General features: G+C 61.9%; 13 protein-coding genes and 3 tRNA genes. 7 read left to right on the top strand and 9 right to left on the bottom strand.

Features of this window, described 5'->3' with window-relative positions; all coding sequences use genetic code 11:
• Positions 1–3 precede the first annotated feature (3 nt).
• Positions 4–1,041 (top strand): selenide, water dikinase SelD, encoded by a 1,038-nt coding sequence (gene selD / locus O9X62_RS04360; protein ID WP_269531539.1) that lies wholly within the window; start codon positions 4–6, stop codon positions 1,039–1,041.
• Here selD and O9X62_RS04355 read toward each other — a convergent pair.
• The 3 genes from O9X62_RS04355 to O9X62_RS04345 all read right to left on the bottom strand — a co-directional run bounded on the left by O9X62_RS04355 (position 1,034) and on the right by O9X62_RS04345 (position 3,113).
• Positions 1,034–1,939 (bottom strand): alpha/beta hydrolase, encoded by a 906-nt coding sequence (locus O9X62_RS04355; RefSeq protein WP_269531538.1) that lies wholly within the window; start codon positions 1,937–1,939, stop codon positions 1,034–1,036. The genes selD and O9X62_RS04355 overlap by 8 nt on opposite strands.
• 199 nt (positions 1,940–2,138) lie before the next feature.
• Positions 2,139–2,214: transfer RNA gene (locus O9X62_RS04350), tRNA-Met, on the bottom strand.
• A gap of 74 nt (positions 2,215–2,288) precedes the next feature.
• Positions 2,289–3,113, bottom strand: a complete 825-nt coding sequence (locus O9X62_RS04345) for an undecaprenyl-diphosphate phosphatase (RefSeq protein WP_269531537.1) — start codon at positions 3,111–3,113, stop codon at positions 2,289–2,291.
• A gap of 172 nt (positions 3,114–3,285) precedes the next feature.
• On the opposite strand from O9X62_RS04345, the gene O9X62_RS04340 reads away from it, so the two are divergent.
• On the top strand, positions 3,286–4,497 hold the full coding sequence (locus O9X62_RS04340; RefSeq protein ID WP_269531536.1) for an HD-GYP domain-containing protein: 1,212 nt from the start codon (positions 3,286–3,288) through the stop codon (positions 4,495–4,497).
• Here the strand turns inward: O9X62_RS04340 and O9X62_RS16025 are convergent.
• From O9X62_RS16025 to argH, 4 genes are all read right to left on the bottom strand, one after another.
• Complete coding sequence (locus tag O9X62_RS16025; protein ID WP_269531535.1) at positions 4,490–4,762, bottom strand: YkgJ family cysteine cluster protein; 273 nt, start codon at positions 4,760–4,762, stop codon at positions 4,490–4,492. The genes O9X62_RS04340 and O9X62_RS16025 overlap by 8 nt on opposite strands.
• A 50-nt stretch (positions 4,763–4,812) precedes the next feature.
• On the bottom strand, positions 4,813–6,729 hold the full coding sequence (locus O9X62_RS04330) for a diguanylate cyclase (RefSeq protein ID WP_269531534.1): 1,917 nt from the start codon (positions 6,727–6,729) through the stop codon (positions 4,813–4,815).
• An 82-nt stretch (positions 6,730–6,811) separates the two neighbouring features.
• On the bottom strand, positions 6,812–7,813 hold the full coding sequence (gene hemB / locus O9X62_RS04325) for a porphobilinogen synthase (protein ID WP_269531533.1): 1,002 nt from the start codon (positions 7,811–7,813) through the stop codon (positions 6,812–6,814).
• Positions 7,814–7,885: 72 nt separating this feature from the next.
• Positions 7,886–9,277, bottom strand: a complete 1,392-nt coding sequence (gene argH / locus O9X62_RS04320) for an argininosuccinate lyase (RefSeq protein ID WP_269531532.1) — start codon at positions 9,275–9,277, stop codon at positions 7,886–7,888.
• A 384-nt stretch (positions 9,278–9,661) separates the two neighbouring features.
• Between argH and O9X62_RS04315 the strand changes: the two genes are divergently transcribed.
• Both O9X62_RS04315 and O9X62_RS04310 read left to right on the top strand, forming a co-directional pair.
• The gene (locus tag O9X62_RS04315) at positions 9,662–10,285 is read left to right on the top strand and encodes an SPOR domain-containing protein (RefSeq protein WP_269531531.1); all 624 of its coding nucleotides are present in this window, start codon (positions 9,662–9,664) and stop codon (positions 10,283–10,285) included.
• A 59-nt stretch (positions 10,286–10,344) separates the two neighbouring features.
• A complete protein-coding gene (locus tag O9X62_RS04310) occupies positions 10,345–11,004 on the top strand; it encodes a thiol:disulfide interchange protein DsbA/DsbL (RefSeq protein ID WP_269531530.1) in 660 nt (219 codons plus the stop codon).
• A 47-nt stretch (positions 11,005–11,051) separates the two neighbouring features.
• Here the strand turns inward: O9X62_RS04310 and gloA are convergent, their stop codons facing one another.
• Entirely contained in the window at positions 11,052–11,444 is a 393-nt protein-coding gene (gene gloA, locus O9X62_RS04305; protein WP_269531529.1) for a lactoylglutathione lyase, read from the bottom strand.
• 119 nt (positions 11,445–11,563) lie between these two features.
• On the opposite strand from gloA, the gene O9X62_RS04300 reads away from it, so the two are divergent.
• A tRNA-Lys gene (locus O9X62_RS04300) sits at positions 11,564–11,639 on the top strand.
• Positions 11,640–11,663: 24 nt separating this feature from the next.
• Positions 11,664–11,739: transfer RNA gene (locus tag O9X62_RS04295), tRNA-Lys, on the top strand.
• Positions 11,740–11,795: 56 nt separating this feature from the next.
• On the opposite strand, the gene O9X62_RS04290 is transcribed toward O9X62_RS04295, so the two are convergent.
• A complete protein-coding gene (locus tag O9X62_RS04290) occupies positions 11,796–12,554 on the bottom strand; it encodes a glycosyltransferase family 2 protein (protein WP_269531528.1) in 759 nt (252 codons plus the stop codon).
• A 56-nt stretch (positions 12,555–12,610) separates the two neighbouring features.
• Here O9X62_RS04290 and waaC point away from each other — a divergent pair, with 56 nt between their 5' ends.
• Entirely contained in the window at positions 12,611–13,573 is a 963-nt protein-coding gene (gene waaC / locus O9X62_RS04285) for a lipopolysaccharide heptosyltransferase I (RefSeq protein WP_269531527.1), read from the top strand.
• Position 13,574 lies beyond the last annotated feature (1 nt).

Below are 13,574 nucleotides of genomic sequence, written 5' to 3'. Positions count from 1 at the left end.
CCCATGTCGGTTCGACTGACCCAATTGTCCCACGGTGGCGGATGCGGCTGCAAAATTGCACCGGCCGTGCTGGCCGAAATGCTGGCACAGTTGCCCGCGGCACAGGCATTCCCGCAGCTGCTGGTCGGCACCGAGACGGCTGACGATGCGGCGGTTTACCAGATCAACGCCGAGCAGGCCGTGGTGGCCACCACCGACTTCTTCATGCCCATCGTCGACGATCCGTTCGACTTTGGCCGCATTGCCGCCACGAATGCGGTGTCCGACATCTATGCCATGGGCGGCACGCCATTGATGGCACTGGCGATTGTGGGCATGCCCGTGAACCAGCTACCCATCGAGGTTATCCAGCGGATTCTGGCTGGCGGTGCAGCCGTGGCGCAGGCGGCGGGTTTCCCCATTGCGGGTGGGCACTCCATCGACGCACCTGAGCCGATCTATGGCCTGGCGGTCGTGGGTTTGGTGAATCCAGCCCATCTCAAACGCAATTGTGATGCACGGGCGGGTGACTATCTGGTGCTGGGCAAGCCGCTGGGCGTGGGTGTCCTGGGTACAGCCATGAAGAAGGGACTGCTGGATGAGGCCGGCTATTCGGCGCTGCTGGCCACTACCACGCAGCTCAATGCCGTGGGCAGCACCCTTGCGCAACTTCCCGGGGTGCATGCCATGACCGATGTCACCGGCTTTGGCTTGCTGGGCCATTTGCTGGAAATGTGCCGGGGCAGCGGCTTGAGCGCCCACCTCGACATGGCCAGTGTCCCGCTGCTGGATGCGGCGGTGGCCTTCGCTCGCCAAGGCATCGGCCCGGGCGCCATCGAACGCAATCTGGCCAGCTTTGGTACCGATATCGACTTCGGATCGCAGATCGCCACCTGGCAGCAAAGCCTGCTGGCCGATGCGCAGACCTCGGGCGGATTGCTGGTCAGTTGTAACGCGGCAGCCGTGCCGACGGTGCTGGCGGCATTTCGTGAAGCAGGATTTGCCCACGCTGCCGAGCTGGGCCGCCTGGATGAAGGCCCAGCACGCGTTGTGGTCAGTTAGTGGGCTTGCCGGCCAGGAAGGTCAGCGGAATCGCCAGCCTGGCGCGCCAGTCCCGCTCGGTGTGGTCGGCTTCGGCAAACACCCGAGTCTGCCAGTTGGCCTCGGTGTAGCCGCGCTCGCGGATCAGCTCGTCGGCAAATGTTTGCGCCGGGCCGTAGAGCGCGTCCAGTCCCTGATTGCCGCGGTCAAGATACAAGCGGTGTGTCTTGGGGTCCGGCAGGTTTTGGGCCAGATAATTGAAGACCGCGAGCGGCAGGCTGGCATTGGCTGAACGGGTGCCGATCCAGTGCGTGGACAGGCATGCCGCCGCCCCGAATACCGCCGGGTACTCGCTGATGGCGTAAAGCGAAATGATGCCGCCCATGCTGGAACCCATGATGTACGTGGCATCCCGCTCGGGCCGGGTCGCGTACTTGCGGTCAATGACCGGCTTGAGTTCCTCGACGAGGAAACGCAGATAGGCATCGGACCGCGGTTTGCCGCCCAGTGCCTGATCGATCAGGGTCTGGCGCAGCGGTGCTGGCACCGTGGCCAGGGTCTTTTCCGGGAAGTACTCGCTGTGGCGAAGCGGGCCATTGTTCCAGATACCCACCACGATCAGGTCATGCAATCGCCCTTCGCGCAGCAAGGCGCCGGCGACTTCATCCACGCCCCACTCCTGCTTGTTCCAGGTGCTGTCGGCATCGAACAGCATCTGCCCGTCGTGCATATAGAGCACGCGATAGCGCTTGTCGGGGCTGTAGCCATCCGGGAGCCACACATCGACATGGCGCGGGTCTACGTGGCGTGATGGAAAATCAGCGAGCCGCTCCACGCGACCGATGCTGACCTTGGGCAGGTCGGCAGCCTGCAGGCATAGCGCAGCCAAGGCTGCGGCCATCAAGGCAAAGGGTTTCATCGGGGTCACTCCGTCTCTGGCGTATTGTGGTGATGATGGACACCGGGCCACATCGAGGTGACCCGGCGAATATCTAAGCGCCAGCAGCCGAGATTGTCAAAGCGCGTCGGTTACACCGCGCTTAGGCGGGTGTCTGCCTCCGGCAAGCCCCAAAACGAAAAGGCCCCAGGTGCTTGCGCGCCTGAGGCCTTGATGTTCTTGGTTGCGGGAACAGGACTCGAACCTGTGACCTTCGGGTTATGAGCCCGACGAGCTGCCAACTGCTCCATCCCGCGACAGAGAGGCCGGATTATGGCGAGCTTGTTGCGATGCGTCAAGTCTTTGCTGCGATTTGTGGCCCAAGCTGGGTTCAGGCGGACCAGTTTACCCAGCCGGTGTAGGCGGTCAGCAACACCAGGGCACCGAAGCCAATGCGATACCAGGCAAAGGCCACAAAGCTGTGGCTGGCCACAAAGCGCAGGAGTGCACGCACGGCGATGAGCGCAAAGATGAAGCTGGCGACAAATCCCATGGCAAACACAGGGATATCGCTGCTGTTGAGCAGATCGCGATGCTTGATCAGGCTATACAGCGAGGCGGTGCCCAAGATGGGAATGCCGAGCAGGAACGAGAACTCGGTCGCGGCGCGCCGCGACAGACCGAATAGCAGCCCGCCGATGATGGTGGCGCCGGAACGCGATGTGCCGGGGATCAGGGCGAGGCACTGCGCGAGGCCGACCTTGATGGCGTCTCTCAGGCGCATATCGTCAAGCTGCGCCAAGGTAACGGTGTGCGTACGCTTCTCGGCCCACAGGATGATGATGCCACCGACAATGAAGCTGATGGCTACCGCTACCGGATTGAAGAGCACGGCTTTGATCTGCTCGCCGAACAGTTTGCCGGCGGCCAGCGCCGGAATGGCCGCCACGGCGAGATTGATGAGCAACTGCCGACCCGGCCCCGGCTCGCGTGCGTGGGCCACGGCGTGAATCAGCCGCGCCCGATACTCCCAGGCAATCGCGAGAATCGCGCCCAGCTGAATGAAGATTTCAAAAACCCCGCGCTTTTCCTTGTCGAGGAAGTCCAGCAGATGGCCTGTCAGGATCAGGTGTCCGGTACTGGAGATGGGCAGGAACTCGGTCACGCCCTCGACTGCGCCCATGATCAGCGCCTTGAACAGCAACAGGTAATCCATCTTCAAGCCAGGCCAGAGAAAGGCGTGCAGTATAAAGCGGGTGAACAGACAGGTGCGTAGTGGCCTGCGGGACAAGAATATATAGACTGGATCGTCGGCGTCGGTCTGGTCGTGAACTAGACTGAACACAAGAGACTAGCTCGGCGCAGACCGGCTTTTGGGGCAACGACAGATGATCAAGTACATACCCTCATCCGAACTCCGCGTAGGCATGTATATCCATGACCTGAATGCGGACTGGTCGCAGCATCCGTTCATGCGTTCGGCGTTTCCGGTCAAATCCGATCAGGAGATCGACACCATCCTCAAGTGCGGTATACACAACGTGTATATCGATACCGAGCGCGGGCTGGACGTGCCGGATGCTCCTACCAAGGCCGAGGTGCAGAAAGACCTGCAGGCCGAGATGATCGCCATTGCGGAGAGCGAGCCGGCACTGAAGATCAAGATTTCCACGGCCGAGGAAATGGGCCGGGCCAAGGCCATCAAGAATCAAGCGGCCAATCTGGTACGCAATGTGATGGCGGATGTGCGTCTGGGCAATGCGGTGAACATGGAGGCGGTGGAGCCTGTGGTAGCGGGCATTACCGAATCTATCCTGCGGAACTCGGGTGCGCTGATCGGGCTGATGCACATCAAGAACAAGGATGAGTACACCTTTCTCCACTCGGTCAGTGTGTGTACCTTCATGGTGGCGTTCTGCCGCTCGGTGGGGCTGGATGCCGAAACCACTCGGCAGGCGGGACTGGGTGGTCTGCTGCACGATACCGGCAAGGCGCTGGTGCCCGATGAAATCCTCAACAAGCCCGGCCGGCTCACGGATGAGGAGTTCGAGATCATCCGCAAGCACCCGCGCGACGGCTACGAGATTCTTCTCAAGACACCGGGTATCGGCCCCATACCGCTGGACATCACCCTGCATCACCATGAACGCGTGGATGGCTCCGGTTATCCCGAAAAACTCGCCGGGGAAGGCATCAGCACGCTATCGAAAATGGCGGCGATTGTGGACGTGTATGACGCGATCACTGCCGATCGTTGTTACCACAAGGGCATGCCCCCCACCGATGCGCTGCGCAAGATATTCGAGTGGAGCAAGCACCATTTCGACCCCACTTTGGTGAAGGCCTTCATGCGCTGCGTGGGTATCTACCCGGTGGGTACGCTGGTGCTGCTGGAAAGCGGCCGGCTCGGGATCGTGGTCGAGCACAATGAGGAAAGCCTGCTGCAGCCCAAGGTCAAAGTCGTGTTCGACACCAAGAAGGGTTATCTGCCACCGAGCGAGATCGATCTGGCCAACCCCACCGGCAAGACCGGTAGCGACAAGATCATCAGCCACGAGAGCCCGACCAAATGGAAGATCGACGTACAGCGCTTCATGTAAGCGTGGGGCGTCCGCTGCCGGTTTCCCGTTCCAGCCAGGTTAGGTAGTGAAGCGCGTCGTCCCGATGCTGGCCGCACATTTCCGGGTGTGGCATCAGGCTCAGGCAAACGGCGGGACGGTCGGCTTGTCCGAACAGTTTGCAGCCTAGCTGGGCATCGAGTTGTACGCAGGGGACCCCTGCGGGTTTACCGTCAGGCATACCCGGTATGGGGCTGGAAATTGAGGGGGCGATGCAACAGGCAGCGCAGCCGGGGCGGCAATCCATAACGGCAGTCGGTTCGCGAAGTCAGGGGTGGCAAGCAAGCGGTTGCGGCATCAGCCGGCCTGAAAGGCCGGGCTGGCCGGATCGTAGTAGATCACACTATTGCGGCCACCATGCTTGGCAGCATAAAGCGCCTGATCCGCCTGTTTCATCAGCACTGCCAGCGGGAGGTCGTGGCTGCTGGCCAGCGTGCAGCCTATGCTGACCGTGATGTTCAGAATCTGCCCATCGGCGAGCACCAGCGGCTGCTCGGCCAAGGCGGCACGAAGGCGTTCTGCGGTTGCCGTCAGGGTGCTGCGATCGTACTCCATCAGTACGATGCCGAACTCCTCACCGCCGAGGCGGCCGAACAGGTCACTGTCGCGCAGCTTGCGTTTGACCACCGAGACGAAGCCCTGGAGCACCTGGTCGCCTACATCATGGCCATAGGTGTCGTTGACCTGCTTGAAGTAGTCAATATCGAGCATCAGCATGCCCAGCTTGTGGCCGTAGCGGCGCGCCCTGTGCCATTCCTGCTCCGCACGTTCCAGAAAGTAGCCCCGGTTGGCGACGCCGGTTAAGGGGTCGATGGTGGCTTTTCGCCACAGCGTTTCATGCGCGGCCTTGCGCTCGCTGATATCCATGAGGCTGAGGAAATAGGCCCGCCCGTTCTGATACTGGATGACGGAGCCCGACAGCCCGACCCAGAGAGGCTCCCCGTTGGCCGCCCGGAACTTGAGTTCGTAGTCAGTCACCGCCTGTCGCTCGACCAGTTGCTCCACGATCTTGTCGTGATGCTCCGGCCGAACATAGAGCGAAGGCAGGGGCTGGCCGACGAGCGCGGCGGCCGGCTTGCCGACCAGCTCGCCAGCGGCATGATTGGCAGCGAGGATCATGTCGCTGTCGGCACGTACCAGCAGAATCGGGCGAGACATGGCATCCAGCGCGCGCAGGATGTGCGCATCCTGTTCCTGCAGCCGGGCTGCGCCCAGCTCCACGGCCAGGGTCAGCTGGTTTTCCCGCCAGCCTCGCCAGGCCATCGCCACGGCAAACAAGATCAACATGACAAATGCGGCCAGATAGGCAGATGCCTTGCGCCACCAGTCGCCAAAGTAGTTCTGATCGGGCAGGCCGATCAGCAGGATGAAGGGAAAGCCCTCCAGCCGCTCAAAATGATAACCCCGCAATAACCCGTCGGTAGGTGAGGTGAACACGGTGTAGCCACTGGAACGACCGTTGACCCATTCGCTGATCCGGTCGGCCAGTGGCAGCGTCAGTCCGATCCGGGCCGGCTGTTCCGGATAGCGCGCCACCAGCACGATATCGTTATCGATCAGGTTGAATGTGCTGTTCTCCGCCGCATCCAGGCGGCGTGCCAGCTGGCTGTAGTACTCCAGTCTGACCAGCGCGTAAACCAGCCCGGCCAGCTTGCCGTTGTCTGAGGCTATCCGGCGGGCCATCACGAAACCGAGCTCATTGTTGCCGCGCAGACGAACGGGCCGTGAGAGCACCATTTCCTGACCGGGGTTGTCACTGAGCTGGGCAAAAAGATCGCGCAGGATCGGGTCTGCCAGCGTACGTTTGCCATCCGCCATGGCCCACAGGCCATCGCTGGATACCAAGCCCACCATCTCGGCTTGCGGCAAGGTGGCACGCTTGCCGTCGAAGAGATTGAAAAGAGAACTGCGCTGTGCGGGGAGCAGGGAGTCCAGCTGGGAGAGTTGCGCCGGGCTTACCCGGCCTGCAAGATCGCGGAGCACCAGATCCGTTTCGCGAAACGCGCCTTCGAGCTGCTCCTTGAGCAACAGGGCGAGATTCTTGGCATCGCGCTGCGAGTCCAGACGTGCATCGCGAAACGACTGGCGCAGCTCCCAGCCAAAAAGACTCGCCACCAGCAGCGCCACCACCGCAATCCAGCCCAGCAGCCTACCCCGCGCCCGCAAAAAAGCAGGCGCGTCAGCGAGCGTCACAGTGCGTGCAGCAGTCGGCATGGCGATGACGTACCACGAGCGTGGTCAGGGACGGTTGCAGTATAGGCACCCCGCGCGCCAGCGAAACCCGCGCAAGCGGGAACTAGCCTTTAAGCCAGCGCGCAGCCTGCGGGGCGAAGTAGGTCAGTACCCCGTCGGCTCCGGCGCGCTTCATGGCCAGCAGGGCTTCAAGCGCCACGGCGCGCTCATCGAGCCAGCCGTTCTGGGCAGCAGCCTTGATCATCGCGTACTCGCCAGACACCTGATACACGTAGGTCGGTGCGCGGAACTCATCTTTCACGCGGCGCACGATATCCAGATACGGCAGGCCCGGCTTCACCATCACCATATCGGCGCCTTCGGCCAGATCCAGCGCTACCTCATGCAGCGCTTCGTCGCTGTTGGCCGGATCCATCTGGTAGTTGTACTTGTTGCTCTTGCCCAGATTGCCGGCCGAACCTACCGCATCGCGGAACGGGCCGTAGTAGCTGGAGGCGTACTTGGCGGCGTAGGACATGATGCGCGTGTGGATGTGACCGCCCGCATCCAGTGCCGTGCGGATGGCGCCGATGCGGCCATCCATCATGTCACTGGGGGCGACGATGTCAGCGCCGGCCTCGGCATGGCAGCGTGCCTGCTTTTGCAGCACAGCCACGGTTTCGTCATTGAGCACATAGCCGCTGGCATCGATGAGGCCATCCTGGCCATGGCTGGTGTACGGGTCCAGCGCGACATCGGTGATGATGCCCAGCTCAGGGAAGCGTGACTTGAGTGCACGCACCACGGTAGGGACCAGGCCTTCGGGGTCGTAGGCGGCTTCGCCCGTGGCGGTCTTGTTGCCGGTAATCACCGGGAACAGGGCCAGCGCCGGAATGCCCTGTTCAAGCGCCTCTTCGGCGCGTGGCAGCAGGGTCTCCAAGCTCACGCGGCTGACGCCGGGCATGGAGGCAATGGCTTCCTCGCGCTGGCCTGCGCCTTCGAGCACAAACACCGGCCAGATCAGGTCATCGGCCGTGAGCACGTTTTCGCGCATCAGGCGGCGGCTGAATTCATCGCGGCGCATGCGGCGCGGGCGGTAGGCGGGGAAGGCGCGGTTGCTGTGCATGGCAATCCTCTGGGCTGGAAATGAACGCGCCGGCGTGGGCCGGCGCGAATAACGGTGTGAGGTTCTGGGTGCTTACGCTTCAGCGATACGCGCACGGGCGCGGGCAATCGCGGCGCGTACCTGATTGGGTGCCGTGCCGCCGATATGGTCGCGGCTGGCGAGCGAGCCTTCGGGCGTGAGCACGGCGAAGACATCCTGACCGATCAACGGCGAGAAAGTGCCCAGCTCGACCAGACTCAGTTCGGCCAGATCCTTCTTCTGCTCGCCAGCGTAGCGTACAGCCTGGGCCACGGCTTCATGTGCATCACGGAAGGCCAGGCCCTTCTTGACCAGGTAGTCGGCCAGATCGGTGGCGGTGGCGTAACCCTGCTTCACGGCACGGCGCATGGCTTCGGGCTTCACGACCACACCGCGCATCATGTCGGCGACGATGCGCAAGGTGGCGGTCAGCGTATCTACCGTGTCGAACAGCGGTTCCTTGTCTTCCTGGTTGTCCTTGTTGTAGGCCAGTGGCTGGCCTTTCATCAGGGTCAGCAAGGCCATCAGGTGGCCGTTGACGCGGCCGGTCTTGCCGCGCACCAGCTCGGGCACATCGGGGTTTTTCTTCTGCGGCATGATGCTGGAGCCGGTGCAGTAGCGATCGGCCATGTCGATGAAGCCGAAGCGCGGCGTCATCCAGATGATCAGCTCTTCGGAGAGGCGCGACATATGCGTCATTATCAGCGCGGCGGCAGCGGTGAATTCAATCGCGAAATCGCGATCGCTCACGGCGTCGAGCGAGTTGTAGCAAACCTCGTCAAAGCCCAGCTGGCGGGCTACGAATTCACGGTCGATCGGGTAGCTGGTGCCGGCTAGCGCGGCCGAGCCCAGCGGCAAGCGGTTGACGCGACGGCGCACGTCACGTAGGCGTTCGGCATCGCGCGCCAGCATTTCCACATAGGCCAGCAGATGGTGGCCAAAGGTGATCGGCTGGGCTACCTGCATATGGGTAAAGCCCGGCATCACGGTTTCGGCATTGCTTTCGGCCAGATCCAGCAGGGCGCCCTGCAGGTCCTGTACCAGCAGCAAGAGGCCGTCGATCTCGTGGCGCAGCCATAGGCGGATATCGGTGGCGACCTGATCGTTGCGCGAACGCCCCGTATGCAGACGCTTGCCGGCATCGCCGATCAGGTCGGTCAGGCGCTTTTCGATGTTCATGTGCACGTCTTCGAGATCGAGCAACCACTCGAAGCGGCCTTCGCGGATGGCGGTAAGGATGGTGGTCATCCCGCCCGTGATCGCGTTCAGGTCGTCGGTGCTGAGTACGCCGACCTTGTTGAGCATCTGCGCATGGGCCAGCGAGCCCTGAATGTCGAATTCGGCGAGGCGCTTGTCGAAGAACACCGAAGCGGTGTAGCGCTTGACCAGATCAGCCACGGGCTCGGAAAAACGGCCCGACCAGGCCTTGGGCGATGCGTCTTGCATGAACGCGTTTCCACGAAAAGACAGAATAGAACGGGAATTATACCCATGCTCACTGCCTTGGCGCCCCTAATCCATGGATATTCGCGCGTCACGTTCCGGTCAGCGGTATCGCCGTCATCCTGTGTCGATCGAGTTGCAGACCCCTGCTGTTGTGAGCCACTTATGCTGCAGGTGCCGGGGTTCCAGTCCCGACCGGCGTGTACGGTGAGCGCGTGTCTCCCGTCGGTACGGCACCTGGCTTGCCTGAGCACGGCCACGGCAAGCCTTCGTGCGGCATCAACCTTAGGCACGAGTACCAAGCGCTTAGTCAGCGACGATTCAGTCCGGATCGCTATAATGCGCCGTCACGCGTGGTGCGTACGGCGCCGCTGATTCGGGAGCATCATGAGCAAGGATTATAAGCAGGGCAGCAAACGCTCTACCTCGGGGGGTAAGGGAGGTAGCGGCGGATCGGTGCTGACCGGGCTGTTTATCGGTCTGTGTCTGGGTATTGCCATTGCCGTTGCGGCAGCGTTGTATATCAACCGGATTCCCAACCCCTTCGCCAGCAAGGCCGGAGGGGCTGCGCCGGCACAGCCAAGCACTGCCCGACCTGATGCGCCACCTGAAATCCTGACGCCGGGCGGGGCGGCCAAGCCGACAGCACCCGCTACCGCAGCGCAAGAACCCAAGCGTTTCGACTTCTATACCATGCTGCCCGAACCGGGCGGGGAACCGAAATCGCCGGCCAAGGCCAAACCCGCCGATGCTGTGCCGCCCGCCACGGTGGAGCCCGCCAAGGGAAGCTACCTGCAAGTGGGCGCCTTCCAGAACGAAACCGATGCCGACAACCTCAAGGCCAAGCTCGCCTTGATGGGCATGGAAGCCAGCATCCAGACCAGCGAAGTGGGCGAAAAAGGCGTATTGCACCGTGTGCGCATCGGCCCGCTGGCCAGCGCTGCCGATATTGAGCGCCTGCGTACCCAGCTCAAGCTCAACGGGATGGAGTCGGCGCTGATCAAACAATGACCTGCGCGATTGCACGCCCGCCCCCAATCCAGTTAACCCAATAGGATCAGGAGAACCACATGGCCATTACCCGTACGCTTGCCCGCCTGCTCGCCGCCGGCCTGGCATTGCTGGCCCTCAACAGCCAAGCCGAACCCAGAGCGGGCGTTGACTTTGAGTACCTGCCCGCGGCGCAAGCTACCGAGGCGCCTGGCAAGATCGAGGTCATCGAGTTTTTCTGGTTTGGCTGCCCTCACTGCTATCACCTGGAGCCCAAGGTGCAAGCCTGGGAAAAAACCCTGGGCAAGGATGTGGTATTCCGCCGTGAGCACGTACTCTGGAACGGCCGCAGTGATATGGAAGGCCATGTCCGTCTGTTCGCCACGCTGAAAATGCTGGGCAAACTCAATGCGCTGACGCCGGCCGCTTTCGATGCCATCCAGCGCGACCGCATCGAGCTGCGTGACGAAGTGAAACTGTTCGAGTGGGTGGCTGCACAGGGTATCCCGCGAGAACAGTTCGAGAACGCCTATCGCTCGTTCGGTGCGCAGGCCGGTCTGGCCCGGGCTCGCCAGCTGACGCTGGATCACCGTGTCGATGGCGTGCCCACCTTCATTGTCAACGGCAAGTACAAAACCTCTGTTACCAAGACTGGCAATGAAGACAAGCTGTTCGTTGTCGTCAACGAGCTGGTGGCCAAAGAACGCGCCACATTAAAGCCCGCCAAAAAAAGTAAATGACCGCAGAAGACCGCATGAAAAAAGCGCCCAACGGGGCGCTTTTTTTCTCAAGCAACCGTCTTTTTCTGGATGAACTCGATCTTGTAACCGTCCGGGTCTTCCACGAAAGCAATCACCGTGGTGCCGTGCTTCATGGGCCCGGCCTCGCGCGTAACCTTGCCACCACGGGCGCGGACTGCATCACAGGCAGCGTAGGCATCATCGACCTCAATGGCGATATGGCCATAGCCACCGCCCAGTTCGTAGCGCTCGGTATCCCAGTTGTGCGTCAGTTCAATCACGGCGCCCTCAGACTCGGGCTGAAACCCTACAAAGGCCAGCGTGAAGCGACCTTCGGGATAGTCCGAGCGGCGCAGCAGCTGCATGCCGAGCACCTCGGTGTAGAAGGAAATTGACTGCTCCAGGTTGCCGACTCGCAACATCGTGTGCAAAATGCGCATCTTGGTACTCCGGTAGGGGACATTCACTGCGCTTAGTTTAACGCGCGCAGCCAAATGTGCCTTGGCGGGCTCGGGGCATTGACACCGTAGAGAACGACGCTATAATGCGCGGCTCCCTAGGGTCGTTAGCTCAGTTGGTAGAGCAGCGGACTTTTAATCCGTTGGTCGCAGGTTCGAGTCCCGCACGACCCACCAGGGAACCTTCCGATAAGGAATATCGGGGCGTTAGCTCAGTTGGTAGAGCAGCGGACTCTTAATCCGTAGGTCCACAGTTCGAATCTGTGACGCCCCACCAGAACAAAGAAAAGCCCGGCTTGATGCCGGGCTTTTTGCATTGGTGCTGTCATGGCTTCAGCGCCGCCCGGCTTGCCGCCAGCGCTCCATCAGCTTGGCGTATTTCACGAAGGCAAAGAAGCTGCCTATGGCGATGTGCGCAAAGCCGGCGCTGCCATCCATGAAGCCGCGGCGAACGATGTAATACCGGATGAAGCGTGCCAGTGGTGAGCCGATCAGCTTGCCGATGCTGGCGCGCTTGCCGGCGGCAAACAGCATGTCGGCCTGGGTGTCGGTATAGCGGTTCTGTTTGGCGAGATAGGTGGCTAGGTCTTCTGCCGAGTCGTGAAGCAGGTCGCCGTTTACGGTGCCGACATCGCCCTGGGCGACGACTTTTTCGTGTACGGCGTCCTCGCTCCAGTTCGCCTGACGGCGGTCAAACAAGCGCAGGTTCCAGTCCGGGTAGGCTTCCCCGTGGGCGAGATAGCGGCCAAAAAACCGGTTGCGTCGGGCAAACCGGTAGGCGCTGTAGGTCGGGTTCTGCAGGGTGTGACGAATGCTGGCGACCAGCTCGGGCGTGAGGCGCTCGTCGGCGTCGAGGCAGAGTACCCAGTCGTGCTGCGCCAGACTGACCGCGAGCCGCTTTTGCGGCCCGAACCCCAGAAAGGGTTGATGCGTGACACGTGCACCCGCTGCTTGGGCGATGGTGACCGTCTCATCGTTGCTGCCCGAATCGACAACTACGATATCGTTGGCCAGGTCGCGCGCGGAAGTCAGGCACGCGGGCAACTGACTGGCGGCATTATGGGTGATGAGAACAAGACTGAGTGGCTGCATGGCAGCGATTCTAGACTAGCTGCGGCGGTACTTGCGCCCTGCCTTATAATCGAGCCATGCCTCGCATACTCCTGATCCGCATGTCGTCGATGGGCGACATCATCCACAACTTTCCTGCCGTCACCGATTTGCGGGCGCATTACCCGGATGCCGATGTGCATTGGGTTGTGGAGGAGGCATTCGTTGGTCTTGCCCGTCTGCATCCCGGTGTCACCAAGGTGGTGCCGATTGCTTTGCGCCGCTGGCGCAAACGCCCTTGGGCGCCGGCTGTGCGTGCGGAGATGTCGGCATTCCGGCAAGCCCTGCAGGCGGCGCGCTACGAGGTGGCGATTGATAGCCAGGGGCTGATCAAGAGTGCCGTGGTCGGCAAACTCAGTGGCGCGGCACTGGCCGGCTATAGCCGCAAGACAGCACGCGATCCGCTTGCCACCCTGTTCTACGACCGGCGCTTCGATATTCCGCCCGTGCATGTGATCGAACGCAATCGCCAGCTCACTGGCAGTGTGATGGGTTACGCGCCCGAGGGCGGGCTCGACTACGGCATTCAGCCCTTACCCGGCCGCCTCGACTGGCAACCTCATGGCGCCTATGTGGTCTGCCTGACAGCAACCGCACGTGACGCCAAGCTGTGGGCGGAGCCCAACTGGATTGCGTTGGGCCAGTGGCTGTTGGCGCAGGGCTTGCAACCGGTGTTTCCATGGGGCAGTGAGGCTGAGCGCCAGCGCGCCGAGCGAATTGCCATGACTTTGCCGGGCAGCATCGTGGCGCCGCGCTTTTCCTTGGTGGATGCGGCACGTCTCTTGGCCGATGCGCGCGCTGCCATCGGCGTAGATACCGGCCTGATGCACTTGGCCGCAGCTGTGGATACCCCCACCGTAGGGATTTTTGTGGACTCCGATCCGCATCATGCCGGTGCCCGTGCGCGAACCTTTTCGCAAAGCCTGGGGGGCGTACAGCAGCCACCTTCTTTCGAGGTCGTACGCGCAGTTGTTGAGGCGGCTTTGGCGGCCAAAGGCTGAT

The organism is Chitinimonas sp. BJYL2 (assembly GCF_027257935.1).
Taxonomy (GTDB): domain Bacteria; phylum Pseudomonadota; class Gammaproteobacteria; order Burkholderiales; family Chitinimonadaceae; genus Chitinimonas.
The sequence above is the reverse complement of the archived record's forward strand: the minus strand, read 5'-3'. Positions and strand labels throughout refer to the sequence as shown.

Excerpts from the sequence above, each read along its gene's own strand:
- selD (WP_269531539.1), top strand. The coding sequence starts at position 4 with ATGTCGGTTCGACTGACCCAATTGTCCCACGGTGGCGGATGCGGCTGC.
- O9X62_RS04355 (WP_269531538.1), bottom strand. The coding sequence starts at position 1,939 with ATGAAACCCTTTGCCTTGATGGCCGCAGCCTTGGCTGCGCTATGCCTG.
- O9X62_RS04345 (WP_269531537.1), bottom strand. The coding sequence starts at position 3,113 with ATGGATTACCTGTTGCTGTTCAAGGCGCTGATCATGGGCGCAGTCGAG.
- O9X62_RS04340 (WP_269531536.1), top strand. The coding sequence starts at position 3,286 with ATGATCAAGTACATACCCTCATCCGAACTCCGCGTAGGCATGTATATC.
- O9X62_RS16025 (WP_269531535.1), bottom strand. The coding sequence starts at position 4,762 with ATGGATTGCCGCCCCGGCTGCGCTGCCTGTTGCATCGCCCCCTCAATT.
- O9X62_RS04330 (WP_269531534.1), bottom strand. The coding sequence starts at position 6,729 with ATGCCGACTGCTGCACGCACTGTGACGCTCGCTGACGCGCCTGCTTTT.
- hemB (WP_269531533.1), bottom strand. The coding sequence starts at position 7,813 with ATGCACAGCAACCGCGCCTTCCCCGCCTACCGCCCGCGCCGCATGCGC.
- argH (WP_269531532.1), bottom strand. The coding sequence starts at position 9,277 with ATGCAAGACGCATCGCCCAAGGCCTGGTCGGGCCGTTTTTCCGAGCCC.
- O9X62_RS04315 (WP_269531531.1), top strand. The coding sequence starts at position 9,662 with ATGAGCAAGGATTATAAGCAGGGCAGCAAACGCTCTACCTCGGGGGGT.
- O9X62_RS04310 (WP_269531530.1), top strand. The coding sequence starts at position 10,345 with ATGGCCATTACCCGTACGCTTGCCCGCCTGCTCGCCGCCGGCCTGGCA.
- gloA (WP_269531529.1), bottom strand. The coding sequence starts at position 11,444 with ATGCGCATTTTGCACACGATGTTGCGAGTCGGCAACCTGGAGCAGTCA.
- O9X62_RS04290 (WP_269531528.1), bottom strand. The coding sequence starts at position 12,554 with ATGCAGCCACTCAGTCTTGTTCTCATCACCCATAATGCCGCCAGTCAG.
- waaC (WP_269531527.1), top strand. The coding sequence starts at position 12,611 with ATGCCTCGCATACTCCTGATCCGCATGTCGTCGATGGGCGACATCATC.